Annotated in this window: 25 protein-coding genes and 1 tRNA gene; 15 read left to right on the forward strand and 11 right to left on the reverse strand. The window is 68.8% G+C overall.

Going from position 1 to position 23,656, the window contains the following annotated elements; genetic code table 11:
• Positions 1-377 precede the first annotated feature (377 nt).
• Both ABT354_RS26480 and ABT354_RS26485 read right to left on the reverse strand, forming a co-directional pair.
• Complete coding sequence (locus ABT354_RS26480) at positions 378-890, reverse strand: GNAT family N-acetyltransferase (RefSeq protein ID WP_351498141.1); 513 nt, start codon at positions 888-890, stop codon at positions 378-380.
• An 11-nt stretch (positions 891-901) separates the two neighbouring features.
• Entirely contained in the window at positions 902-1,678 is a 777-nt protein-coding gene (locus ABT354_RS26485) for a GntR family transcriptional regulator (protein WP_351498143.1), read from the reverse strand.
• Positions 1,679-1,813: 135 nt separating this feature from the next.
• Here ABT354_RS26485 and ABT354_RS26490 point away from each other — a divergent pair, with 135 nt between their 5' ends.
• The 11 genes from ABT354_RS26490 to ABT354_RS26540 all read left to right on the forward strand — a co-directional run bounded on the left by ABT354_RS26490 (position 1,814) and on the right by ABT354_RS26540 (position 8,221).
• On the forward strand, positions 1,814-2,143 hold the full coding sequence (locus tag ABT354_RS26490; protein ID WP_351498145.1) for an SCO3933 family regulatory protein: 330 nt from the start codon (positions 1,814-1,816) through the stop codon (positions 2,141-2,143).
• A gap of 2 nt (positions 2,144-2,145) precedes the next feature.
• Entirely contained in the window at positions 2,146-3,501 is a 1,356-nt protein-coding gene (locus tag ABT354_RS26495) for an FtsK/SpoIIIE domain-containing protein (protein WP_351498147.1), read from the forward strand.
• Between the two features lie 41 nt (positions 3,502-3,542).
• Positions 3,543-4,235 carry a DUF2637 domain-containing protein gene (locus ABT354_RS26500; protein ID WP_351498149.1) on the forward strand — a complete coding sequence of 231 codons (693 nt, stop codon included), beginning with the start codon at positions 3,543-3,545 and terminating at the stop codon, positions 4,233-4,235.
• A 14-nt stretch (positions 4,236-4,249) separates the two neighbouring features.
• Complete coding sequence (locus tag ABT354_RS26505) at positions 4,250-4,438, forward strand: mobile element transfer protein (RefSeq protein ID WP_351498151.1); 189 nt, start codon at positions 4,250-4,252, stop codon at positions 4,436-4,438.
• A 13-nt stretch (positions 4,439-4,451) separates the two neighbouring features.
• The gene (locus tag ABT354_RS26510; RefSeq protein WP_351498153.1) at positions 4,452-4,730 is read left to right on the forward strand and encodes a hypothetical protein; all 279 of its coding nucleotides are present in this window, start codon (positions 4,452-4,454) and stop codon (positions 4,728-4,730) included.
• 42 nt (positions 4,731-4,772) lie between these two features.
• On the forward strand, positions 4,773-5,021 hold the full coding sequence (locus tag ABT354_RS26515) for a hypothetical protein (RefSeq protein WP_351498155.1): 249 nt from the start codon (positions 4,773-4,775) through the stop codon (positions 5,019-5,021).
• Between the two features lie 90 nt (positions 5,022-5,111).
• Complete coding sequence (locus tag ABT354_RS26520) at positions 5,112-5,294, forward strand: hypothetical protein (protein ID WP_351498157.1); 183 nt, start codon at positions 5,112-5,114, stop codon at positions 5,292-5,294.
• Positions 5,294-5,503: a hypothetical protein gene (locus ABT354_RS26525; protein ID WP_351498159.1), complete on the forward strand. Its 210-nt coding sequence runs from the start codon at positions 5,294-5,296 to the stop codon at positions 5,501-5,503. Before ABT354_RS26520 ends, ABT354_RS26525 begins: the two co-directional genes overlap by 1 nt.
• Complete coding sequence (gene repSA / locus ABT354_RS26530; protein ID WP_351498161.1) at positions 5,500-6,888, forward strand: replication initiator protein RepSA; 1,389 nt, start codon at positions 5,500-5,502, stop codon at positions 6,886-6,888. Before ABT354_RS26525 ends, repSA begins: the two co-directional genes overlap by 4 nt.
• Complete coding sequence (locus tag ABT354_RS26535) at positions 6,885-7,064, forward strand: helix-turn-helix domain-containing protein (protein WP_351498163.1); 180 nt, start codon at positions 6,885-6,887, stop codon at positions 7,062-7,064. The genes repSA and ABT354_RS26535 overlap by 4 nt, the downstream gene beginning before the upstream one ends.
• A complete protein-coding gene (locus ABT354_RS26540; protein WP_351498165.1) occupies positions 7,064-8,221 on the forward strand; it encodes a site-specific integrase in 1,158 nt (385 codons plus the stop codon). The genes ABT354_RS26535 and ABT354_RS26540 overlap by 1 nt, the downstream gene beginning before the upstream one ends.
• Before the next feature lie 55 nt (positions 8,222-8,276).
• Here the strand turns inward: ABT354_RS26540 and ABT354_RS26545 are convergent.
• The 9 genes from ABT354_RS26545 to dnaA all read right to left on the reverse strand — a co-directional run bounded on the left by ABT354_RS26545 (position 8,277) and on the right by dnaA (position 21,124).
• A tRNA-Ile gene (locus ABT354_RS26545) sits at positions 8,277-8,353 on the reverse strand.
• A gap of 81 nt (positions 8,354-8,434) precedes the next feature.
• Positions 8,435-9,193 (reverse strand): DUF3566 domain-containing protein, encoded by a 759-nt coding sequence (locus tag ABT354_RS26550; RefSeq protein ID WP_351498167.1) that lies wholly within the window; start codon positions 9,191-9,193, stop codon positions 8,435-8,437.
• A 4-nt stretch (positions 9,194-9,197) separates the two neighbouring features.
• Positions 9,198-11,807 (reverse strand): DNA gyrase subunit A, encoded by a 2,610-nt coding sequence (gyrA, locus tag ABT354_RS26555; RefSeq protein ID WP_351498169.1) that lies wholly within the window; start codon positions 11,805-11,807, stop codon positions 9,198-9,200.
• 42 nt (positions 11,808-11,849) lie between these two features.
• The gene (gene gyrB / locus ABT354_RS26560) at positions 11,850-13,913 is read right to left on the reverse strand and encodes a DNA topoisomerase (ATP-hydrolyzing) subunit B (protein ID WP_351498171.1); all 2,064 of its coding nucleotides are present in this window, start codon (positions 13,911-13,913) and stop codon (positions 11,850-11,852) included.
• A 392-nt stretch (positions 13,914-14,305) separates the two neighbouring features.
• Positions 14,306-14,929 carry a DciA family protein gene (locus ABT354_RS26565; protein WP_502983508.1) on the reverse strand — a complete coding sequence of 208 codons (624 nt, stop codon included), beginning with the start codon at positions 14,927-14,929 and terminating at the stop codon, positions 14,306-14,308.
• Positions 14,926-16,092, reverse strand: a complete 1,167-nt coding sequence (recF, locus tag ABT354_RS26570) for a DNA replication/repair protein RecF (protein ID WP_351498173.1) — start codon at positions 16,090-16,092, stop codon at positions 14,926-14,928. Before recF ends, ABT354_RS26565 begins: the two co-directional genes overlap by 4 nt.
• 34 nt (positions 16,093-16,126) lie before the next feature.
• Positions 16,127-17,002, reverse strand: coding sequence for a phosphogluconate dehydrogenase (NAD(+)-dependent, decarboxylating) (gene gnd, locus ABT354_RS26575; RefSeq protein ID WP_351498175.1), 876 nt, complete (start codon positions 17,000-17,002; stop codon positions 16,127-16,129).
• Positions 17,003-17,133: 131 nt separating this feature from the next.
• The gene (gene dnaN / locus ABT354_RS26580) at positions 17,134-18,264 is read right to left on the reverse strand and encodes a DNA polymerase III subunit beta (protein ID WP_351498177.1); all 1,131 of its coding nucleotides are present in this window, start codon (positions 18,262-18,264) and stop codon (positions 17,134-17,136) included.
• Between the two features lie 1,087 nt (positions 18,265-19,351).
• The gene (dnaA, locus tag ABT354_RS26585) at positions 19,352-21,124 is read right to left on the reverse strand and encodes a chromosomal replication initiator protein DnaA (RefSeq protein WP_351498179.1); all 1,773 of its coding nucleotides are present in this window, start codon (positions 21,122-21,124) and stop codon (positions 19,352-19,354) included.
• A 386-nt stretch (positions 21,125-21,510) separates the two neighbouring features.
• On the opposite strand from dnaA, the gene rpmH reads away from it, so the two are divergent.
• The 4 genes from rpmH to yidC are packed head-to-tail and all read left to right on the forward strand — an operon-like array spanning position 21,511 to position 23,648.
• On the forward strand, positions 21,511-21,648 hold the full coding sequence (rpmH, locus tag ABT354_RS26590; RefSeq protein WP_073787211.1) for a 50S ribosomal protein L34: 138 nt from the start codon (positions 21,511-21,513) through the stop codon (positions 21,646-21,648).
• Between the two features lie 18 nt (positions 21,649-21,666).
• Positions 21,667-22,038: a ribonuclease P protein component gene (gene rnpA, locus ABT354_RS26595; protein WP_351498181.1), complete on the forward strand. Its 372-nt coding sequence runs from the start codon at positions 21,667-21,669 to the stop codon at positions 22,036-22,038.
• Positions 22,035-22,394 carry a membrane protein insertion efficiency factor YidD gene (yidD, locus tag ABT354_RS26600; protein WP_351498183.1) on the forward strand — a complete coding sequence of 120 codons (360 nt, stop codon included), beginning with the start codon at positions 22,035-22,037 and terminating at the stop codon, positions 22,392-22,394. The genes rnpA and yidD overlap by 4 nt, the downstream gene beginning before the upstream one ends.
• Positions 22,395-22,397: 3 nt before the next feature.
• Positions 22,398-23,648, forward strand: a complete 1,251-nt coding sequence (yidC, locus tag ABT354_RS26605; RefSeq protein WP_351498185.1) for a membrane protein insertase YidC — start codon at positions 22,398-22,400, stop codon at positions 23,646-23,648.
• Positions 23,649-23,656: the final 8 nt, after the last annotated feature.

A 23,656-nucleotide genomic window follows, 5' to 3' on the forward strand; every position in this document is an offset into this window, starting at 1 on the left:
CCGCACCTGTGCACCTTCCCCCGCCCATGGATCACCTGGTATCTCGTGGCTGCCGGTGCCGGGTGGGCCAGGCCCCGGGCCCCGCCGCCGTAGGCAGGGCGGGGCCCGGGAGCCAGGGCCCGCCGCGCCGTGCGCGGCCTTCGAGCTGACCCCGGGCAGTCAGGTGATGGTGGGGAAGCGAGTGATGCCCCCGGCTTCCGGTCCGGCGCACGCCCCCTGTTTCCCCTGACGAGGCCGGATTCGCGGCGGTCCGTCGGCGGAAGAGAGGCCCACTCCTCAGGCCGTGGGCCCTGCCGCAGGAAGCGGGCACACACCCCGGCTGGTTGGCCGACAGCGAGCGCAGCGAGCCTTGAACAAGTAGAGAAACCCGTAACAGCTCACACTTCGGGAGCAACGAAGCAAATGGCCTGAATACTTTGGCCGGATCCATAGCTATGAGTGGCCTCACCGATCCTGCACCACCCGAGCCTCTCGTAGAGACGAATGGCGGCAGCATCCTTCGCCATGACATCGAGCACCAGACGGAGACCTCTCTCCCGCGCGTACTCCATGGCCGCTTCCATCAGGCGTCTGCCCGTGGCATGCTCCCGCGCCGCCTTGATCACGAACAGTCTCGCCAGAACGGCCACGTGAGCTTCGTCGTCGCCGCTCTGCTCGATCCACAGAGACACCGCGTCCTCGCCATGCGGACGCATGACGGACACGTGTCCGGCGATTCCCTCGTCAGTCTCGGCCACCCACGCAGCCAATACATCCTCGGAACTGAGCCACGCGTCAGGGTCCTCGATGCCCTCCACCGGGTACCCGTCGGTCTCATGCACCTCGACCAGCGCCTTGGCGGCACCACTCAGGTCATCTGCGTTGAAGCGGCGTACAACGGAAGGCTTCACCTGGCTGTTCCTCACTTCTCGACGGGCAGTTCGTACAGCAGTCCAGTCCTGTCGGCGCGGTGCACATAGCGTGAGACCTCGAATGGCACCCCTTCCTGGTCAAGGCTCGTGTGCAGGACCTCCAGGACCGGCACGCCGGGAAGCAGATTCAGTGTCCTGGCCTCCGCCGGGGTGGGCATCCGAGCGCTGATCTCGTCCCGGACCCTGGTCATGACATGGCCAAGGTCCTCAAGGCGGCCGTAGATCCCGTCCTTGCCCGTCTTGGCCTGCATGAGCAAGGTGTCTCGCGCTTCGTCCCAGCGCAGATAGGTCGAGACGATCTGTACGGGCTCGTCGTCCGCGTAGTAGTGGTTCTCCCGGTGAACGACGCTCTCCTCGTCCGCTGGAACGTTTAGGCGCTCGGCCACATCGGCCGGCGGTTTCTCCCGGGCGATCGACGGGACATCGATCCGTGCGACCTTGCCCTGTCGCTGGGCCTCCAGCCGGAACGGGGTCAGTCCGGTCTCACGGTTCTTGATCGAGTAGCGATCACTTCCGAACCGGAACAGCCGCTGAGGTTCGCGCACGAAGACGCCCTTGCCGTGCTTGGCGGTCACCAGCCCTTGTTCGGCGAGCAGACGAATCGCCTCGCGCGCGGTGTTCCGGGCGGAGCCGTACTCCTCCGCGAGCACCCGCTCAGACGGCAACTTGTCGCCGCTGCGCAGCTCTCCACTCTCGATCCGACGACGGAGTTCTTCGGCGATACGCCTGCTCGGGGGCTGCTGAGGGGACAGGGCGGACGGAGTCATGCGCCGAGTCTAGCAACTGGCTCAAGCCAGATGCTTGACCCGCGACGCCTCCCTGTGGCCTACTGGCTTAAGCCAGTAAGTGGCTCAAGCCAGTTGGGCGATCTTTGGCCCACGCCCCCGAACAGGGAGAGACCTATGCCTTCGTTCAAGATCGATCTTTCGACCGCTGTCGTCTTCGTGGCGACCGCTCCGGTTCCGAAGCTGGTGAACCGTCAGTCGGGTGAGATCGCCAAGGACCGGGAGACCGGTGCGGATCTGGCTACGGTCGGGCTGCTGGTGTCCGACGACGGCGAGGGGAACCTCTACACGGTGACGGTCCCGGTGACGGGGCTCCCGGAGAAGCTGACGCCCGGCCTGCCGGTCTCGGTGATCGGTCTTCGGGCCCGTGACTGGGAGAGCGAGTTCAACGGCCAGAAGCGCCACGGGATCTCGTTCCGCGCCGTGTCCGTCGTGACGGGGGTCTGATCGTGTCGGACCTGGTGACGGCGGCAGAGGTGGCCGGGGTCTTATCGGCTGCGGGCGGCCTCGGCTACGCCAAGGTGCGTGCGCCCCGGGTGTGGTGGTCCCTGGTGGGACTCCCGGTGACGCGGGTCAGGTTCTCCCTGACCTACCAGTCGACCATGGACGTGTGCGGCCTGACGGTGCAGCCCTCCCGGGCTCGGGCGGCGCTGCTGCGGGCGACGCGTCAGGAAGTCGTCCCGGTGGCGCCCCGGGTCCACCGGGTACGGCCCACCGCGACCGGGATCCGGGTCACCCTGCGGCTGACCGCCGGTCTTGAGCCTGCCGACGTGGTGTCGGCCTCGGCCCGGCTCCGGCACGCCTTCGGCGTCTACTCGGTCGCGGTGGCGGAGACCAAGCCCGGCTTCATCGAACTCCGGATGACCGGGTACGACGTACTGCGCCGTGTGCAGATGCCCCGCAGGCTCCTCCGCCCGCTGAGGTCCGGTCCGGGGCTGGTCGTGCCGGTGGCGCTGCGGGAGGACGGCGGCGTCTACACCCGGGACTACCGGGCCGTTCCGCACTCACTCACCCTGGGGGCGAACCAGTCCGGGAAGTCGATGTACCAGCGGAACCTGATCAAGGGGCTCGCTTCCCAGGATGTGGCGCTGGTGGGCATCGATTGCAAGCGAGGCGTGGAACAGGGACGGTTCACCTCCCGTTTCTCCGGCTTCGCGACCACTCCGGAGGACGCCGCCGGGCTGATGGACGCACTGGTCGGGGAGATGGAGGACCGGTTCGACCTGCTGAGTCTCCATCAGGTGTCGGACCTGTGGGAGCTGCCTGACGACGCCCGGCCGGTGCCGATCGTGATCCTGGTGGACGAGGTGGCGGAGCTGTTCCTGACCTCCGCCAAGGCGGACGAGGAACGCCGCGACCGGATCGTGAAGCAGATGATCCGCCTCGCCCAGATGGCCCGCGCCGTGGGGATCTACCTGGAAGTCTGCGGCCAGCGCTTCGGCTCCGAACTCGGCCGAGGGGCCACCATGCTCCGCGCCCAGCTCACCGGGCGGGTCTGCCACCGCGTCAACGACAAGCAGACCGCTGAGATGGCGCTCTCCGACATCTCCCCTGAGGCGATGGTGGCCGCGACCCAGATCCGCCCCGACCGCCCCGGGCTCGCCGTCGCCGGGGACGCCTCCGGCGGCTGGTCCCGGATCCGCACCCCGAAGGTCACCACGGACGAAACCGCCGCCGCCTGCCAGCGCTACGCGGACCTCACCCCGGACCTTCCCGCGCTCGCCGCCTTCCGCCCTGCGGTTGTGCTGGCCGATTCCCCGGGCGGTGCGCTGACGCTGGCCAAGGCCCGGTCCGTGACCGAGTGAGAGTCCGCCCCATGCATACCTCCTGAAAGGAGGTGAACCCCTTGCTCGAATCGATCAAGGCCAAGGTGGACGCGGTCCTGATCCAAGCGGTGATCGCCGCCGCTCTGTCCTTCGCTCATCTGCACGACCTTGCCGCCGCTGCTGGTCAGACCGGATGGAAAGCCTGGGCCTATCCCGTCTCCGTCGATCTTCTGATGGTCGCCGCCTGGCGCCGCCTCCGCTCCGGCACAGCAAAAGCGTCCGGCTGGTGCTGGTTCCTCATCGCGCTCGCCGCCAGCCTCGGCGCGAACGTCGCCACCGCCGGACTCCTCGACCTGGACTCGCCGCCCGCGTGGCTGCGGATCCTCGTCGCCGGATGGCCCGCCCTCGCCTTCCTCGGCGGAACCCTCCTCGCTCACACCCCCGCTCCGGTGGTGGAAGAACCCTCGCCGGAGCCGGACCCCGCGCCGATCGAAGATCCCGTGGCGCCGGAGCCCGAGCCTCAGCCGGAAGTCCAACCCGAGCCTGAGCCTCCGGCCAAGGCCCTCGCTCCTGCCCCTGAACCCGAGATCATCCCTGCCCTGCCCCCGGCCGCTCCGGCTCCGGCGGTGCCGGTGGCTCTGGTGGAGCACGCCCGGAAGATCGCGGCCGAGCACCGCGCCCGGACCGGCTTCGTGATCGACACCGACACCTTGCGGACCCGGCTCGGCGTCCCCGCCCCGATGGCCGCAGCCATCGCCGCGCAGCTCACCTGAGAGGAGAGATCGTCATGCCTCGTCCCAACCACTTCCGCGATGTGATCCGCATCGGCCTGGTCCAGGTCGGCAGCTACTACGACGGCCGTGGCCGTGACCGGCACACCGCCGCGTGCACCGCGCCGCAGTGCGGCTTCTCCGCCGACTACCGCAACCGGTCCGCCGCCGAACTCGCCGCCCGTACCCACCAGTGCACGGCCTGAGGAGAGACCTGCCATGGCCCAGCCCGAGAACCAGATCAACGCCGGTCACATCCCGGCCTACCTGCTGCGGCAGCTCCCGCCCGGCACCGACCCCCGCCGCGTCGTCATCGTCCAGGCCGCGCCCCGCTCGTACGCCGGGCCGATCCTGCTGACCCTCGCGATCACCGGCGGCGTCGCCCTGGTCGTGCTGATGATCGCCGTGACCCTGCACGTGGCCTCGCTCGCTGCTGTCGCCGTGCTCTCCGCGACCGGCGGCATCGGCCTCACCGTCAACCGTTCCCGCAAGCGCTGACCGGCACTGACCTCACCGTTCGCCGATCGAAAGGACACACCGATGACCGACTTCTTCGCCCCAGGCACCACGTACTTCCACCGCCGTGACGGCTACACGCCGCCCGAGGAGTGGCGCTACTTCCACTGCGTCGCCGTGAGCAGCGCTCCCGGGAGTGGCGCCCCCGTGGCCTTCGGCTTCATCAAGAGCGGCAGCCCTCTCAGCGGCTGGACTCCCGCCGCGCGGGGCGCCAGCGAATGGGCCTGGGGCTGGGTCGTGATGGACGACACCCCTCCCGCCTCGACTCTCTGAACGGCACCCGGGGCGGCCTCGGTCGCCAAACTTCCGCCGCCCCGGGCGCCTGGACTCCTTCCTGATCCAACGGACCCGAAAGGCACTCCCATGATGCCGCACAGCACCCCCGCGCCGGGGCAGATCTGCCCGGACTGCGACGGCTTCCCCGTCGTCGCCATTACCACCGGCCCCCGCCCGGCCGACAGCACCCGCCCCACCACCCCGGTCTCCTGCCCCACCTGCCACGGCACCGGCACCGTCGCCCCCGCTCGCCGGGTGGTGACCGTCTGATGGGCTTGTTCAGCCGTCGCGGCCAGGATGACGGACCTGACCATGGTGAGGACATCGACCGCGTCAAGCTCGCGGGTAGCGAACTGCTCCGGATCAAGGACGCCCACCGCACGCTCTCCTGCCCGCCCGCCGCCAAGTCGCCCACGGCCTCCGGCCCCTCCTGCGCCACCGCGTCCACGCCCCAGAAGAAGGGGTGGTTCTCCCGGTGACCCCGACCGCCCTTTCGGCGGGCCCGGCCCCCGCCACCCTCAGCGACGCGCTGCGGGTGGCCGGGGATCCCGGCTTCGACCGCTGGCGAGAGCAGATCAAGCGGACCGGCGGATGCTCCGACCCGATCCATCTCCAGGGGACCACCGTCACCCGCGACGCGGCCACCAGGCAGATCCTCCACACCTACTCGACCGCCGCCGAACCGGGCGCCCGGCTCCGGATCGCCTGCGGAAACCGGCGGGCCTCCCGCTGCCCCGCCTGCGCCTGGACGTACGCCGGGGACACCTACCACCTGATCCGTGCCGGACTCTCCGGCGACCCCGCCAAGGGCACCCCGCACCGGGTACGGGCCCACCCCCGGGTGTTCGCGACCCTGACCGCGCCATCCTTCGGCCCTGTCCACAACCGGCCCGGTCTCCGGCCCTGCCGCTGCGGCGTCCGGCACCCGGAGGACGACTCCGCCCTGGGCACGGCGCTGGACCCCGACCGGTACGACTATGAGGGCGCCGTGCTGTGGAACAACCACGCGGGTGACCTCTGGAGGCGGTTCACCATCTACCTCCGCCGGGAGCTGGCAGCCCGCACCGGTCGCACCCAGAAGGCGTTCGCCGCTCAGGCACGGGTCTCCTTCGGCAAGGTGGCGGAGTTCCAGAAGCGCGGGGCGGTCCACTTCCACGCCGTGATCCGACTCGATGGCGCCGACGGTCCCGACTCCCCGCCCCCGGCCTGGGCGACCACCGGTCTCCTGGACGACGCGATCCGCGCCGCCGCCGCCCGCGCCCGCGTCTCCGTCCCGGCGGCCGGCGCTTTTCCCGCCCTCGATCTGCGCTGGGGAGAACAGGTCGATGTCCGCCCCATCACCACCGCCGACGACGGCAGTGAGCTGACCGATCAGGCCGTGGCTGCCTACGTCGCCAAGTACGCGACCAAGGCGGCCGAGACCACCGGCACCCCTGACCGGCCCGTCGGCAACCATGAGGCGCTCTTCCTCCTGGACGTGCCCGACCACACCCGGCGACTCATAGCCGCCTGCCTCGATCTCCACCCCCACTACCCCGGCCGCAGGCTCCGGCCCTGGGCCCACATGCTCGGGTTCCGCGGCCACTTCTCCACCAAGAGCACCCGCTACTCCACCACCCTCGGCGCCCTCCGGCAGACCCGCGCCGACTACCGCGCCCGCCAGGAACGCCGTGAACGAGGACTCCCCGAAGACCTCGGCGACACGGAGGGCACCACCCTCACCCTCGCCCACTGGACCTACGCCGGACACGGCCACACCCCCGGTGAGAGCTGGCTCGCCGCCACCATTCACCGCGACCTCCACGCCGGTCGTGAGGCAGCACGTGAGGCCCGTACGAATGAGGACGACAGGGGACTCGGATGACCGACGAACTGCTGACCGTCCCCGAAGTCATGGCCAGACTCAGACTCGGCCGGACGATGGTCTACGACCTGATCCGCACCCGCCGCCTGGGCTCCATCCGGGTCGGCCGTGCCCGCCGGGTGCCCGCCCAGTCCGTACGGGACTTCATCGCGGGTGAGCTGAGGAGTGCCGCCTGATGGCCAAGCGACGCCCCAACGGCGGTGGCACGATCACTCAGCGGAAGGACGGCCGGTACCAGGGGGCCGCTTACGTCACCAATACCGACGGTGACCGCGTCCGCAAGTATGTCTACGGCTCGACCTGGGACGAGGCCAACGAGAAGCTGGGCAAGCTTCAGCAGCAGGAGCGCGACGGCGTCCCCGTACCCTCCCGGTCCTGGCAGCTCGGGGAGTGGCTGGACTACTGGCTCACCCATATCGTCCGGCCCAACCTGGAGCACAACACCTACGCCAAGTACGAGTCGAAGGTACGTCTCTACCTCCGGCCCCGCCTGGGGACCAAGCCCCTCGTCCGGCTCTCCGCCGCCCAGATCCGCACCTTCATGGCGGCCCTCAAGCGCCAGAAGGTACCGGCGGCCACCCGTTTCGAGATCCTGCGGACGCTCCGCAACGCACTCAACCGGGCGATCAAGGAGGAGATCCTGACGCGCAATGTCGCCCTCCTCGTGGACATGCCCAAGGTCGACAAGGGGAAGCCCAAGCCGTGGGACGCCCCGGAGGCGATCACCTTTCTGCGTTCCTGCCGGGCCCACCGGTTCTACGCGGCCTGTGTCCTGGTCCTGGTGCTGGGCCTGCGCCGCAGTGAGGTGATGGGGCTGCGCTGGCAGGACATCGACTTCGACCGCCGCCAGTTCACCCCCACCAAACAGGTCCAGCGGATACCCAAGGTGGGGCTGGTGCTTAAAGATCTGAAAACCGAGTCCTCACAGGCGGCCTTGCCCCTTCCCGAGTTCTGTGCCCGCGCCCTGGAGGAGCGCAGGGAGCTGCAAGAGCTGGAACGGAGGATCGCGGGCGACGCCTGGGGACAAGCCCCTGACCATGACGTGATCTTCTCGGCGGACCACGGTGGCCTGACCGACCCCGTGGGCTTCTACCGGACCTTCAACGCCCTCGTCAGGCGCTCCAAGGTCCGCCGGATCACGATCCGCCTCGCCCGGCACACCTGCGGCACTCTGCTGGCCTTCCTCAAGGTGCACCCCAAGGTCGCTCAGGCGATACTCCGCCACAGCCAGATCAGCATGACCATGGATGTCTATACCCACGTCGTGGGCGGCAGTGAAAGGGAAGCCGCAGCCATGCTCGCGGAACTGCTGGAAGACCCGCTCATCGGCTGATGTCACCCATGGATGTCAAAAACCCCCAGTCATGATCGACTGGGGGTTTTTGCACTGGTGGGGCTAACAGGATTTGAACCTGTGGCCTCATCCTTATCAGGGATGCGCTCTAACCAACTGAGCTATAGCCCCGCCGCGCTGCGCGCTGACCTCTGAAGATTAGCGCACGTGGCGGGCTGCGCCCAAATCCGGTCCCCGGGGACCGGGCCCGGACTACTCGTCCTCGGCCAGCGTCAGCTCCACACCGCCCACAAAGCCGGCGGAGAGGTTGTAGATGAAGGCACCGAGGGTGGCCAGCGCGGTGGCGAGAACCACATCGATCACCGCGACCACCGAGGTGAAGATCAGCACCCGGGGCAGCGAGAGGAACGACTGGAGGTCAAAGCCGTTGCTCTCATTGGAGCCGGTCGCCTCGCTGATGGTGCCGCCGACCGTCGAGAACACGCCCATCGCGTCCATGACCATCCACAGCACCGCCGCGGCGATCACCGTGCAGATGCCCAGCGCGATCGAGAGCAGGAAGCTGACCTTCATCACCGACCACGGGTCGGCCTTGGCCACCCGCAGCCGGGCCTTGCGGGTGCGCGGGGTGGTCCGGGCGCCGGTGCGCGGGAAGCGCGCCGTCCCGTCCGGGCCGTCGTCGTCCTGGGGCATCTGAGGCGTCTGGTACGCCTGCGGCGGCCGGTAGGGCTGCTGGGCCGTCGTCGTCGTACGCAGCGGCTCGGACGGACGGACGGAGCCGCCGCCCGCCGTGTCGTTCCTGCGGACCGGATCGGCCTTGCGGGCCGCCGCGTCCGGCGTACGGGCCTGCTCGGGCTTCTTGCCCGGACCGGTCCGGTCGTACGGGGGCTTGCCGCCCCGGGTCTCCGTCACCGTAACCCCCTGGGAGTCCGCGGCGGGGCCACGGGCACCGTTCTTTCCAGCTGCTCCAGCCGCTCCAGCGGCCGAACCGGCGCCCGTGGCTCCACTCACGCTTCTACTCCTCGCGCTCCCCGGCCAAGGGCTCCGTGCCCTCGCCTGCCGACACGGCCGTACCGGTGTCGGTTCCCTCTGTCACTGTGGCCTCGTCGGTCCCATCGACCTCTTCAGCCTCACGCCCTGCCTCGGCGTTGCGCGCGATGCCGACAACGGCGTCCCGCTTGCCCAGGTTGATCAGTTGGACGCCCATGGTGTCACGGCCCGTCTCCCTGACTTCATTGACTCGCGTGCGAATCACACCGCCGCCGAGGGTGATGGCGAGAATCTCATCGCTCTCCTCCACCACCAGCGCGCCGACCAGCGATCCACGGTCCTCAACGATCTTGGCGGCCTTGATACCCAGGCCCCCACGTCCTTGGACGCGATATTCGTCCACTCCGGTTCGCTTCGCGTACCCACCATCCGTGGCGGTGAAGACGAAAGTACCCGGACGCACCACATTCATCGACAGGAGTTCGTCCCCTTCGCGGAAACTCATCCCCTTCACACCCGAGGTGGCGCGGCCCATCGGGCGCAGTGCGTCGTCCGTCGCGGTGAACCGGATCGACTGGGCCTTCTTGCTGATGAGCAGCAGATCGTCGGCGGCCGATACCAGCTCCGCGCCGATCAGCTCGTCGTCGCCGCCGGCCTCGGTCTCCCGCAGATTGATGGCGATGACACCACCGGAGCGCGGCGAGTCGTAATCCTTCAGCGAGGTCTTCTTCACCAGACCGGCCTTGGTCGCCAGGACCAGGTACGGCGCGACGTCGTAGTCCCGTACCGCGAGGATCTGGGCGATCCGCTCGTCCGGCTGGAAGGCCAGCAGATTGGCCACATGCTGACCCCGCGCGTCCCTGCCCGCGTCCGGCAGCTCATACGCCTTGGCCCGGTACACCCGGCCCTTATTGGTGAAGAAGAGCAGCCAGTGGTGGGTGGTGGAGACAAAGAAGTGGTCGACGATGTCGTCCGACTTCAGCTTCGTCCCCCGGACGCCCTTGCCGCCGCGCTTCTGCGAGCGGTAGTCGTCCGTCCGGGTGCGCTTCACATAGCCGCCCCGGCTGATGGTGACGACGATGTCCTCCTCGGCGATCAGGTCCTCGATGGACATGTCACCGTCGAAGGGCACCAGCTGGCTGCGGCGGTCGTCGCCGAACTTGTCGACGATCACGGTCAGCTCGTCGCTGACGATCCGGCGCTGCTTCTCGGGCGAGGCCAGGATCCCGTTGTACTCGTTGATCTTCGCCTGGAGCTCGTCGTGCTCCTGGACGATCTTCTGACGCTCCAGCGCCGCCAGCCGGCGGAGCTGCATCTCCAGGATGGCGTTGGCCTGGATCTCGTCGATGGTCAGCAGGTCCATCAGCCCGGCGCGCGCGATGTCGACGGTGTCGCTGCGCCGGATGAGCGCGATGACCTCGTCGATACCGTCCAGCGCCTTGAGCAGACCGCGCAGGATGTGCGCCCGCTCCTCCGCCTTCCGCAGCCGGAAGCGGGTCCGGCGCACGATGACCTCGATCTGATGGGTCACCCAGTGGCGGATAAACGCGTCCAGCGAGAGGGTGCGCGGCACCCCGTCGACCAGCGCCAGCATATTGGCGCCGAAGTTGGTCTGGAGGTCGGTGTGCTTGTAGAGGTTGTTCAGCACGACCTTGGCGACGGCGTCCCGCTTGAGGACGATCACCAGACGCTGGCCCGTACGGGAGGAGGTCTCGTCGCGGACATCGGCGATCCCGCCGATCCGGGCGTCCTTCACCAGGTCGGCGATCTTCTGCGCGAGGTTGTCCGGGTTGACCTGGTAGGGCAGCTCGGTGACGACCAGGCACTGGCGGTTCTGGATCTCCTCGACCTCGACCACCGCGCGCATGGTGATGGAGCCGCGACCGGTGCGGTACGCCTCCTCGATGCCCTTGCGGCCCACGACCAGGGCACCGGTCGGGAAGTCCGGGCCCTTGATCCGCTCGACCAGCGCGTCCAGCAGCTCCTCGTGGGTGGCCTCCGGGTGCTCCAGCGCCCACTGGGCACCGGCCGCGACCTCGCGCAGATTGTGCGGCGGGATATTGGTCGCCATACCGACCGCGATGCCCGCCGAGCCGTTGACCAGCAGGTTGGGGATGCGCGCCGGGAGGACCGTCGGCTCCTGGTTCCGGCCGTCGTAGTTGTCCTGGAAGTCGACGGTCTCCTCGTCGATGTCCCGCAGCATCTCCATGGAGAGCGGCGCCATCTTGCACTCGGTGTAGCGCATGGCGGCGGCGGGGTCGTTGCCCGGGGAGCCGAAGTTTCCGTTGGAGTCGACCAGCGGCATCCGCATGGACCACGGCTGGGCCAGACGGACCAGGGCGTCGTAGATCGAGGTGTCGCCGTGCGGGTGGTACGTACCCATGACGTCACCGACGACACGGGCGCACTTGTAGAAGCCCTTCTCGGGCCGGTAGCCGCCGTCGTACATCGCGTACAGCACCCGTCGGTGGACGGGCTTGAGGCCGTCCCGTACGTCGGGCAGCGCGCGCGACACGATGACGGACATCGCGTAGTCGAGGTAGGAGCGCTGCATCTCGGTTTCGAGCCCGACGGGCTCGATCCGCTGCTGCTGCTCTTCCTCGGCGGGGGCGGGGGTGGAAGTCTCGTCGGCCATGGCCGGTCTTCAAGTCCTTTCGTGCGGTCTGCTCGGGCCGACTCAGATGTCGAGGAAGCGGACGTCCTTGGCGTTGCGCTGGATGAAGGAGCGCCGGGCCTCGACGTCCTCACCCATCAGTACCGAGAAGAGGTCGTCGGCCTGGGCGGCGTCGTCCAGGGTGACCTGGCCGAGCACCCGGTGCTCGACATCCATCGTGGTGACGCGCAGCTCCTCGGCGTTCATCTCGCCCAGACCCTTGAAGCGCTGGATCGAGTCCTCGCGGATCCGCTTGCCCTGCTGCTTGCCCAGCTCGACCAGGGCGTCGCGCTCCCGGTCGGAGTAGGCGTACTCGAAGTCGTCCCGGCCCCACTTGATCTTGTACAGCGGGGGACGGGAGAGGAAGACATGCCCGGCCTCGACCAGGGGGCGCATGAAGCGGAAGAGGAAGGTCAGCAGCAGGGTGTTGATGTGCTGACCGTCGACATCGGCGTCCGCCATCAGAATGATCTTGTGATAGCGGAGCTTCTCGATGTCGAAGTCCTCGTGGATACCGGTGCCGAAGGCGGAGATCAGCGCCTGGACCTCGGTGTTCTGGAGGATCTTGTCGATACGGGCCTTCTCGACGTTCAGGATCTTGCCGCGGATGGGCAGGATGGCCTGGTACATCGGGTTACGGCCGGACTTCGCGGAACCGCCGGCGGAGTCACCCTCGACGATGAAGATCTCGCACTTGGTGGGGTCGTTCGACTGGCAGTCGCTGAGCTTGCCGGGGAGGGAGGCGGACTCCAGCAGCCCCTTGCGGCGGGTCAGATCGCGGGCCTTGCGGGCCGCCACCCGGGCGGTCTGCGCCTGGATCGACTTGCGGATGATGTCCGCGGCCTCGTTCGGATTGCGGTCGAACCAGTCGGTGAGGTGCTCGTGCACGACCTTCTGGACAAAGGTCTTCGCCTCGGTGTTGCCCAGCTTGGTCTTGGTCTGGCCCTCGAACTGCGGCTCGCCCAGCTTGACCGAGATGATCGCGGTCAGACCCTCGCGGATGTCCTCGCCGGAGAGGTTGTCGTCCTTCTCCCGGAGCAGCTTCTTGTCCCGGGCGTAACGATTGACCAGACCGGTGAGCGCGGCGCGGAAACCCTCTTCGTGGGTACCGCCCTCATGGGTGTGGATCGTGTTGGCGAAGGAGTAGACACCCTCGGTGTACTGGGAGTTCCACTGCATCGCGATCTCGACCGAGAGGAGGCGCTCCTTGTCCTCCGACTCGATGTCGATCACGGTGGGGTGCACCAGCTCGCCCTTGCGCGAGTTCAGGTACTTCACGAAGTCGACGATGCCGCCCTCGTAGTGGTACGTGACCGTGCGCACCTGCTCCTGCTCGGCCTCCTCGGCGGTGTCGGCACCGACCGTGGCCTTGGCCGACTCCCGCTCGTCGGTGAGCGACAGGGTGAGGCCCTTGTTGAGGAAGGCCATCTCCTGGAAGCGGCGCGCGAGCGTCTCGAAGGAGTACTCGGTGGTCTCGAAGATGTCGCCGTCGGCCCAGAAGGTGACCGTGGTGCCGGTCTCGTCGGTCTCCTCGTTCCGCGCCAGCGGGGCGGTGGGGACACCGAGCTTGTAGTCCTGGGTCCAGCGGTAGCCGTCGGTCTTCACCTCGACGGCGACCTTGCTGGAGAGGGCGTTGACGACCGAGACACCGACACCGTGCAGACCGCCGGAGACCGCGTATCCGCCGCCGCCGAACTTGCCGCCCGCGTGCAGGACGGTGAGGACGACCTCGACGGCGGGCTTGTTCTCCGAGGGGACGATGCCCACGGGGATACCGCGGCCGTTGTCGACGACGCGGACACCGCCGTCGGCCAGGATCGTCACCTGGATGGTGTCCGCGTGCCCGGCCATGGCCTCGTCGACGGAGTTGTCGACGACCTCCTGGACCAGGTGGTGCAGACCCCTCTCACCGGTCGACCCGATGTACATGCCGGGGCGCTTGCGAACCGCGTCCAGCCCTTCGAGGACGGTGATCGCGCTGGCGTCGTACGAGGCGGTGACCTCGCTCGACGAGCCTGCGGGGGTGGACGGGATGTTCTCGTTGGGGTTGCCGGAATCGGCCACGAAGCGCCCTTTCTGGCACAGCACAGGCCGTTCTCCGGGCATACGGGAGCGGCTGCGTCGTTCGACATGTTCCGCAAGGTGGCGGGATTGTCCATCAGTCTACCGGTACCGCTGACACGAATGGGGGTTTGCCGGTACCTGAGTCCGCATGTGCCGCCCTGAACACGGTCGGTCCGACTCCCCATATTCGGGAAGGGGCTCCAGGAGGCTCACACGGGCGTTGAGCGCTTTGGCCTGTCAATGGGCGAAACCGGTGACGGACCCCTCACCGCAGGGGGTCCGGAGAGGGGGCGGAAGAACCGCCGACGCCCCCGGAATCGATCATTCCGAGGGCGTGAGCAGCATCACAAAAGATCTTGAAGCCGGAGAAATCGGGCGCGCGGGTCGGGTGCGTCGGCCGCCGGCCCCGGCGCCGGTCAGCCCCAGGTGTCCCCGGGACCCGTGCTCCCCGGTGCCCGCAGCAGCCCGTATCCCCGCCTCGGCGCCCCCGGACCCAGCACCTTGATCATCCGGACCGTGCCCTGCCCCAGGTCCTCATTGAGCCGGGCCACCAGCCGGGGGGCCAGCAGCCGCAGCTCGGTCGCCCAGGCCGTGGAGTCGCACTGCACCGTGAGCACCCGCTCGTCCGGCGCCTCGTCATAACGCAGCGGTACGCAGTGATTGGCCAGGTTCTCGCCGACGATCTGCGGCCAGCGGCCCATCACCCCGCCCACGGCGGCCGGGGTCTCCCAGCCCCGCTCGGTGATCAGGCGGTTGATCGCCGCACCCAGCGCCAAGGGGTCCCGGCCATCGGCGCGGGCGCCGGAACGCAGCCCGCCGCCCCTTCTGGCCTGCCGCTTCTCCTGGGCCGCCGCACCCCGGGCACGGGCCTGCTCCCGGGCCGCGCGCAGCGCCACCCGGGCCAGGTCGACACCGGAGGGGGCCGGGGCGGCCGGGGGGACCGGCTCACCGGCCCCGGGCACACCGGCACCGGGCAGCGGGGCCATGGGGGCCCCGGGGCCCACGCCGGGCAGGGTCGGGCCGGACGGGAAGTCGTTCATACCCGGGTCACCTCTCCACCGGAGACCGCGTACCGCGCCCCGGTCAGCACCCCCGGAACGTCTTCTTCCACCGCTGCGGTCACCAGGACCTGCTCACCGGGGGCGACCAGCTCCGCCAGCCGCTCCCGCCGCCGGGCGTCCAGCTCGGCGAAGACATCGTCCAGCACCAGCACCGGCTCATGGCCCTCGGAGCGCAGCAGCTCGTACGAGGCCAGCCGCAGCGCCAGCGCGTAGGACCAGCACTCGCCATGGCTGGCGTACCCCTTGGCGGGCAGCTCGCCCAGCTTGAGCAGCAGCTCGTCGCGGTGCGGCCCGACCAGGGTCACCCCGCGCTCGATCTCCTGCTTGCGCGCCTCGCCCAGCGCGGCGAGCAGCAGGGTGTACAGCTCCTCGCGGTCCGGGGTGCCGGGCGGCGGGCCCTCGGGCCCGGCGGTGCCGCTCGCGGCGGGCCCGGCGGAGGAGCGGTACTCCAGGGCGAGCGGGCCGCCGCCGGGCGCCAGTGACTCGTACGCCTTGTCGGCCAGCGGCAGCAGGGTCGCCACCAGATCGAGCCGGTGGGCCAGCAGCTCGGCGCCGGTACGGGCCAGATGCTGGTCCCATACATCGAGCGTGGAGAGATCGGCCCCGGAACGGCCCCCGCCGTGGCGCCGGGCCAGCGCCGCCGACTTCAGCAGGGTGTTGCGCTGCTTGAGCACCCGCTCGTAGTCGGAGCGGACCCCGGCCATCCGGGGGGAACGCGCGGTGATCAGCTCGTCCAGGAAGCGCCGGCGGTCCCCGGGGTCACCCTTGACCAGGGCCAGGTCCTCGGGGGCGAAGAGCACCGTGCGGACGATCCCCAGCACATCGCGCGGCCGGACCTGGGACGAGCGGTTGATCCGGGCGCGGTTGGCCCGGCCCGGGTTCAGCTCCAGCTCGACCAGCTGGGAGCGGTCGCCCTGGGCGACGGCCGCCCGGATCACCGCGCGCTGGGCACCGGCGCGGACCAGCGGGGCGTCGGAGGCGACCCGATGGCTGGCGAGGGTGGCCAGATAGCCGACCGCCTCCACCAGATTGGTCTTGCCCTGTCCGTTCGCCCCCACGAAGGAGGTGACACCCGGATCGAGCGGAACCTCGACCCGGGTGTACGAGCGGAAGTCGGCCAGCGACAGATGCGTGACATGCATGGTGATCGCCGACCTCCCCCGGCTGAAGGGTGTGTTACTTGGTCTCCACCGCGTGGCCGCCGAACTGGTTGCGCAGCGCGGCGATCATCTTCATCTGCGGGGAGTCGTCCTGACGGGAGGCGAACCGCGCGAAGAGCGAGGCGGTGATCGCCGGGAGCGGGACGGCGTTGTCGATGGCGGCCTCGACCGTCCACCGGCCCTCGCCGCTGTCCGAGGCGTAGCCGCGCAGCTTGTCGAGGTGCTCGTCCTCGTCCAGGGCGTTGACCGCCAGGTCGAGCAGCCAGGAACGGATGACCGTGCCCTCCTGCCAGGAGCGGAAGACCTCGCGCACATCGGTGACGGAGTCGACCTTCTCCAGCAGCTCCCAGCCCTCGGCGTACGCCTGCATCATCGCGTACTCGATGCCGTTGTGGACCATCTTGGCGAAGTGACCGGCGCCGACCTTGCCCGCGTGGACCGAGCCGTACGGGCCGGCGGGCTTGAGGGCGTCGAGGACCGGCTGCACCCGGGCGACATGCTCGGCGTCGCCGCCGTACATCAGCGCATAGCCGTTCTCCAGGCCCCAGACACCGCCGGAGACACCGCAGTCGACGAAGCCGATGCCCTTGATGCCCAGCTCGACGGCGTGACGCTCGTCATCGGTCCAGCGGGAGTTGCCGCCGTCCACGACGACATCGCCGGGGGAGAGCAGCTCGGCCAGCTCGTCGATGGTGGACTGGGTCGCGGCGCCGGCCGGGACCATCACCCACACCACCCGCGGACCCTCCAGGCTGTCCACAAGCTCCTGGAGGCTGTGGACGTCGGAGACGTCCGGGTTGCGGTCGTAACCGATGACGGTGTGGCCCGCGCGGCGGATGCGCTCGCGCATGTTGCCGCCCATTTTGCCGAGGCCGACGAGGCCGAGCTGCATCTCACTGTCCTTAAACGTCGGGTGCGTGAACGTTCCGAGCCTACGCCGGAGCGGGCCGCGCAGCCCGACGGGCCTGTCCGGCTGGGAACAGGCCCGTCATGACGGCGTGATCGGTGCTCCGGTACGGGGGCTCAGCCCGACAGCCGTACGGGCATGATCAGGTACTTGTACGCCTCGTCCGCCTCGGCGTCCAGGGCGGGCTTGCCGCTGAGCAGGGCGGGCTTGGTGGAGGTGGTGAAGGAGAGCTGGGCGACCGGGGAGTCGATGGCGCTCAGACCGTCCAGCAGGAAGGTCGGGTTGAAGGCGATGGAGATGTCGTCGCCCTCCAGCTGCGCGTCGACCCGCTCCACAGCCTGTGCGTCGTCGCTGGATCCGGCCTCCAGGATCAGCACGCCCTGCTCGAAGCTCAGCCGGACCGGGGTGTTCCGCTCGGCGACGAGGGCCACTCGCTTCACGGCCTCGACGAAGGGCGCGGTCTCGATGACCGCCACCGAGTTGAACTCGGTCGGGAAGAGGGTGCGGTACTTCGGGAGATCGCCTTCGAGCAGCCGGGTGGTGGTCCGGCGGCCGGCGCCCTCGAAACCGATCAGGCCCTCACCGGCGCCCGAGCCCGAGAGGGCGATGGAGACGGTGTCACCGCTGGTCAGCGACTTGGCGGTGTCGAGAAGGGTCTTGGCGGGGACCAGGGCGACCGCGGAGGCCTCCGGGTTCTCCGGCTTCCACAGGAACTCGCGGACGGCGAAGCGGTAGCGGTCGGTGGAGGCCAGGGTGACGGTGTCGCCCTCGATCTCGATCCGGACACCGGTGAGCACGGGCAGGGTGTCGTCACGGCCCGCGGCGATGGCGACCTGGGCGGCGGCGGAGGCGAAGACCTCGCCGGGGACGGTGCCGGTGGCGGTGGGCATCTGCGGCAGCGCCGGGTACTCCTCCACCGGGAGGGTGTGGAGGGTGAAGCGGGAGGAGCCGCAGACCACGGTGGCCCGGACACCGTCCGTGGAGATCTCCACCGGGCGGTTGGGGAGGGCACGGCAGATGTCGGCGAGGAGGCGTCCGGAGACCAGCACGGTGCCGTCCTCGTCCACCTCGGCCTCGACGGAGACACGGGCGGAGACCTCGTAGTCGAAGCTGGAGAAGCTGAGAGCGCCGTCCTCGGCCTTCAGCAGCAGCCCCGCGAGCACGGGCGCCGGCGGACGGGCCGGGAGGCTCCGGGCCACCCAGGCCACCGCCTCCGCGAGTACATCGCGCTCAACCCGGATCTTCACCGGAAACCGCCTCCTGCTGTTGCTGGCTCGCCTTGCTGGCCTTCTCGTCGGCTGTGTTGCCGGGGACCAGTCTGACGCACCGCACTGACAGTCGGCGCGGGTCGGGGTCAAGTCGTGACCGGGGGTGTCGCGGCGCCCGGCGTCGAGTTGTGCACAGGGCCCACTTCGAAGCGAAATCCCAGCTAACTCTATGTGGGAGTAGTAGTAGGGCCTGTGGAAACGGTGGATAACCCCGTTTTCGCAGCTCAGGGCCGCTTTTTTATCCACTGCGCCTGTGGGTGGAGCCGGTGGACAACCGGGGTCCTCTGTGGACACCGGAAAGTTCTGCACAGGCCATGCACAGCCCACGGGGAGTTCTCCCCAGCTCTGTCCCCAGCTTTACCCCGGTTCCCCACAGCCCAATCCCGCGCATCGGTGTGACCGCTTTCACTCGACACGGTGAGAGGGGCTCGTTCGTTGCCGAACAGTGGACAGCGCTGTGGAGAAGCTGTGGGCAACCGGCCGCTGCCTGTGGGTTGCCGGTGGACAACGCGACCGGGCCGCTGTGGACGGATGATCTGTCCACAGGCTGTGGACGAAGGTTTGCCACAATTCCACAGCCACCTGACCTGCTGTGATGATCTTTCTTCCGGGTGAGCTGTGGACAGCGTCTGGACAACTTCGGAGTCCCCAGGCTGTGGACGGTGGATTTTCGCCTCAGCTGTGGAGAACACGGTGACACACCTCCCTAATCGAACAGCGCCCTGGGGACGGCGCGGTCGGCCAGGGCGGCCCGGAGGCACCGGGAAGGGGCGCGGAAGCCCGTAAAGACCCCCGCGAAGCCGCCGTACGGGCACCGCGAAGCCGCTGTGCGGGCCCTGCGAAGCCGCCCATACGGATGTCCAGGGAGCCGCCGTACGGGCACCCTCGGGGCCGCTGCACGTCCCAGCGGGCGCGGCCGGTGGGCGGGCATGACGGACCCCCGGAGCGGCCCTGAGGGCTCCGGGGGCGGGAGATGCGAAGGGGGCAGAAGAGGCAGAAGAGGCAGGAGAGATGCCAGAGACGGCAGACGGCCGGGGCAGGCATGCCCGTGCCGCCAGGGGCGCCGTCAGCCGTTCTTGATGCGGTTGGTCAGCTCGGTGACCTGGTTGTAGATCGAGCGCCGTTCGGCCATCAGCGCACGGATCTTCCGGTCCGCGTGCATCACCGTCGTATGGTCCCGCCCGCCGAACTGCGCCCCGATCTTCGGCAGCGACAGATCGGTCAGCTCGCGGCAGAGGTACATCGCGATCTGGCGCGCGGTGACCAGCACCCGGCTGCGCGAGGAGCCGCAGAGGTCCTCCACGGTCAGCCCGAAGTAGTCCGCCGTCGCCGCCATGATCGCCCCGGCGGTGATCTCGGGAGCGGAGTCCTCGCCCCCCGGGATCAGATCCTTGAGCACGATCTCGGTGAGCCCGAGATCCACCGGCTGCCGGTTGAGCGACGCGAACGCCGTCACCCGGATCAGCGCACCCTCCAGCTCACGGATGTTCCGCGAGATCCGGGAGGCGATGAACTCCAGCACCTCCGGCGGGGCGTTCAGCTGCTCCTGGACCGCCTTCTTGCGCAGGATCGCGATCCGGGTCTCCAGCTCCGGCGGCTGGACATCGGTGGTGAGCCCCCACTCGAAGCGGTTCCGGAGCCGGTCCTCCAGCGTCACCAGCTGTTTCGGCGGCCGGTCGGAGGAGAGCACGATCTGCTTGTTGGCGTTGTGGAGGGTGTTGAAGGTGTGGAAGAACTCCTCCTGCGTCGACTCCTTGCTCGCCAGGAACTGGATGTCGTCCACGAGCAGGATGTCCACATCGCGGTACCGCTTGCGGAAGGCGTCGCCCTTGCCGTCGCGGATCGAGTTGATGAACTCGTTGGTGAACTCCTCCGAGCTGACGTAGCGCACCCGGGTGCCCGGGTAGAGGCTGCGCGCGTAGTGCCCGATGGCATGGAGGAGATGGGTCTTGCCGAGCCCCGACTCGCCATAGACGAAGAGCGGGTTGTACGCCTTCGCCGGCGCCTCGGCGACCGCGACCGCCGCCGCGTGCGCGAAGCGGTTGGAGGCGCCGATGACAAAGGTGTCGAAGAGGTACTTGGGGTTCAGCCGGGCGTGCGGCTCACCGGCGCCGGAGGACGACGACTGCCCTCCCAGCGGACCCGTACCCCCGGGGCCGCCGCGGTGCGCCGGTCCGGGCTCGGGCAGCTGCCGGCGCTCCGGCCGGGTCTCGTACCCGGAGCGCTCCGGCGGCTGGGGCGAGCGGTAGTCGTGCGGGGTCCGCTCCGGCCGTGCCGTGGCGTAGGGGTCGCGTTCCTGGTAGGCGTCCCGCTCCGGGAAGCCGCCGAGCCGGGGCTGCTGCCAGGACAGATCCTCCTGGGTACGCGGCCAGGAGCCGGGCTCGGGGCGCTGCTGCGGGTAGTCGGGGTACGCGGGACGGACCTCGGGCAGCCCGTCGTCGGGGCCGCGATGCGTCGGGTAGCCGCCGTACGGGTCGTCCCGGTAGCCCTGCGGTTCGTCGTGGGAGGGTCCCGGGTATCCGGAGGGCTGCTGCGCTCCGGGCTCCTGCGACACCGGGGCGTCGGGGGCGGAGTCGTCGACGGTGATCGCGATCCGGATCGGTCCGCCGCACTCACGGCTCAGCGTCTCGCTGATCAGCGGCGCGAGCCGGCCCTCCAGGACCCGCTTGCCCCACTCATTGGGGACGGAGAGCAGCGCGGTGCCCGCGACCAGGGCCAGCGGACGGCAGCGCTCGATCCACTGCTTGTCCTTCGGCTCGATCCCCTGCCGTCCCTCGGCGAGAAGGTGTTCCAGCACTCGCGGCCACACTGCGGCAAGATCGGCAGGTACGTCAGCCACAGGGCACGCTCTCTCGCAGGTCCCACGAATGTGTGGTTCTCGGGACGATGGGATGGGGTGGGGGGAGTCTCAGACAGGCAAGGACAGAAAGGAAAAGTTCCGGAGTCCAGCCACGGTAGTCAGGGCGACCCGCGCGGTTCAAGTTGTTGTCCACAGCCTGTGCACAGTGGCCCCCGCCATCGCCCTGGTTTGACCGGATGGCGTAGCCGCGCGTACCGTAACCAGGTCGAGTTGTCGATGGCTGCTGCCGCCTGCCTCCGATGGGCAAAGATCACTCTCTGTGATTATGAAGCGGTGCACTCGGGCGTAAACGCGAGCTTCTCGTGGGCGCACGGTGACAGCCAGGCGATGTCCCGCCATCTACGAGCCATTTCTGGAGCCCCCGAGTGAGCAAGCGCACCTTCCAGCCGAACAACCGTCGTCGGGCCAAGACCCACGGTTTCCGTCTGCGCATGCGTACCCGCGCCGGCCGCGCGATTCTCGCGTCTCGCCGTGACAAGGGTCGCGCCCGCCTGTCCGCCTGACCGCGAACAGGTCATGACGTGCTGCCTACCGAGAATCGGCTGAGGCGGCGCGAGGACTTCGCGACCGCGGTACGACGAGGGCGGCGGGCAGGACGCCCGCTCCTCGTCGTCCATCTACGCAGCGGTTCACCGGACCCGCACGCGCCTGGGGAGAGCGCTCCCCCGGCGTGTGCGGGTTTCGTCGTGAGCAAGGCAGTGGGCGGAGCGGTCGTACGCAACCAGGTCAAACGCCGGCTGCGGCACCTCATACGTGACCGTCTCGCCGAGCTGCCCCCCGGTAGCCTGGTGGTGGTACGGGCGCTGCCCGGCGCGGGCGACGCCGATCACGAACAGCTGGCCCAAGACCTGGATGCCGCCTTCCAGCGGCTGCTGGGAGGGGGCGCGCGATGAAGTACCCGCTGCTGGCTCTGATCAAGCTGTACCAGTGGACGATCAGTCCCCTGCTGGGGCCCGTCTGCAGGTACTACCCGTCGTGTTCCCACTACGGATACACGGCCATCGACCGGCACGGCGCGGTCAAGGGCACGGTGCTGACCGCCTGGCGGATCCTGCGGTGCAATCCCTGGTCGCCGGGTGGCGTGGATCACGTCCCGCCCCGTAAGCGACCGCGCTGGCACGAAACGCTGCGTGATGCCCTCCGGGGCAGCAAGGGCGGGAACTCCGCCGCCGAAAAGCCCAGCCGGGAGCCCGTCTCCGAGCTCCCGGGTCCGGCCGCAGAGACCCCGCCCCATGCTCAAGGAGCCTGATTAGTGGACACGATTGCCAGTTTCTTCAGCTTTATCACCACACCGGTCTCGTGGATCATTGTCCAGTTCCACAAGCTCTACGGGGCCATCTTCGGCCCTGACACGGGCTGGGCCTGGGGTCTCTCGATCGTCTCCCTCGTGGTCCTCATCCGTATCTGTCTGATCCCGCTCTTTGTGAAGCAGATCAAGTCGATGCGGAACATGCAGGCGCTCCAGCCGAAGATGAAGGCGATCCAGGAGCGCTACAAGAACGACCGGCAGCGTCAGTCCGAAGAGATGATGAAGCTGTACAAGGAGACGGGTACCAACCCGCTCTCCTCGTGTCTGCCGATTCTGGCGCAGTCGCCGTTCTTCTTCGCGCTGTACTACGTGCTCTCCAACATCGCCTCCGGCAAGACCGTCGGCGTGATCAACGAGTCGCTGCTCGAAAGCGCTCGTCAGGCCCATATCTTCGGCGCCCCGCTGGCCGCCAAGTTCATGGACAGCCCGGAGAAGGTCGCCTCGCTGGACGCCTCGCTGACCTCGGTCCGCATCGTCACCGCGATCATGATCATCATGATGTCGGCGTCGCAGTTCTACACGCAGCGCCAGCTGATGCAGAAGAACGTCGACCTCTCGGTCAAGACGCCGTACATGCAGCAGCAGAAGATGCTCATGTACATCTTCCCGGTCATCTTCGCCGTGATGGGCATCAACTTCCCCGTCGGTGTTCTCGTCTACTGGCTGACCACCAATGTGTGGACCATGGGCCAGCAGATGTACGTGATCAACCAGAACCCGACCCCGGGCTCCAAGGCCCAGGACGAGTACCTCGGCCGTCTGCTGAAGGCCGTCTCCCACCGGGGCGAGCTGCGCTCGCGGCGCAAGCGCAAGGTCGTCCAGGGCATCGTGGCCAAGGGCCCGAACCGCAACGACAACGAGCGCAAGTTCATCAGCAGCCTGTCGAAGGCCGGCTTTGTCCCCCAGGCCGACGGCACCGTGATCCGGGGCGAGGAGACGGTCGACGAGTCGGGCACCACCGCCGCGGGCGGCCGGCGCCAGCAGCCCAAGCGCCAGTCCAAGTCCCAGCGTGCCCAGACCGTCGCCAAGGCCGCGGGCGAATCCGACGCGATCTCCCTGGAGAAGGAGACGGCGGAGGAGACGGAGAAGGACAGCAAGCCGAAGACTCCCGGCAAGCCCGCCGGCCGCCAGCAGCCCAAGGCGGGACAGCGCAAGGGCCAGCAGCGGCCCAAGCACCCGTCGTCCAAGAAGTAAGAAGGAGT

The sequence above is a fragment of the Streptomyces sp. NPDC000594 genome, assembly GCF_040299965.1.
Classification (GTDB): Bacteria; Actinomycetota; Actinomycetes; order Streptomycetales; family Streptomycetaceae; genus Streptomyces.

Bases quoted from the DNA above. Each gene is read 5' to 3' on its own strand.
- ABT354_RS26510 (WP_351498153.1), top strand. From the start codon at position 4,452: ATGGCCCAGCCCGAGAACCAGATCAACGCCGGTCACATCCCGGCCTAC.
- ABT354_RS26525 (WP_351498159.1), top strand. From the start codon at position 5,294: ATGGGCTTGTTCAGCCGTCGCGGCCAGGATGACGGACCTGACCATGGT.
- ABT354_RS26515 (WP_351498155.1), top strand. From the start codon at position 4,773: ATGACCGACTTCTTCGCCCCAGGCACCACGTACTTCCACCGCCGTGAC.
- ABT354_RS26565 (WP_502983508.1), bottom strand. From the start codon at position 14,929: ATGAACGACTTCCCGTCCGGCCCGACCCTGCCCGGCGTGGGCCCCGGG.
- ABT354_RS26540 (WP_351498165.1), top strand. From the start codon at position 7,064: ATGGCCAAGCGACGCCCCAACGGCGGTGGCACGATCACTCAGCGGAAG.
- ABT354_RS26505 (WP_351498151.1), top strand. From the start codon at position 4,250: ATGCCTCGTCCCAACCACTTCCGCGATGTGATCCGCATCGGCCTGGTC.
- yidD (WP_351498183.1), top strand. From the start codon at position 22,035: ATGAAGTACCCGCTGCTGGCTCTGATCAAGCTGTACCAGTGGACGATC.
- ABT354_RS26485 (WP_351498143.1), bottom strand. From the start codon at position 1,678: ATGACTCCGTCCGCCCTGTCCCCTCAGCAGCCCCCGAGCAGGCGTATC.
- gyrA (WP_351498169.1), bottom strand. From the start codon at position 11,807: ATGGCCGACGAGACTTCCACCCCCGCCCCCGCCGAGGAAGAGCAGCAG.
- ABT354_RS26535 (WP_351498163.1), top strand. From the start codon at position 6,885: ATGACCGACGAACTGCTGACCGTCCCCGAAGTCATGGCCAGACTCAGA.
- recF (WP_351498173.1), bottom strand. From the start codon at position 16,092: ATGCATGTCACGCATCTGTCGCTGGCCGACTTCCGCTCGTACACCCGG.
- ABT354_RS26520 (WP_351498157.1), top strand. From the start codon at position 5,112: ATGATGCCGCACAGCACCCCCGCGCCGGGGCAGATCTGCCCGGACTGC.
- ABT354_RS26490 (WP_351498145.1), top strand. From the start codon at position 1,814: ATGCCTTCGTTCAAGATCGATCTTTCGACCGCTGTCGTCTTCGTGGCG.
- gnd (WP_351498175.1), bottom strand. From the start codon at position 17,002: ATGCAGCTCGGCCTCGTCGGCCTCGGCAAAATGGGCGGCAACATGCGC.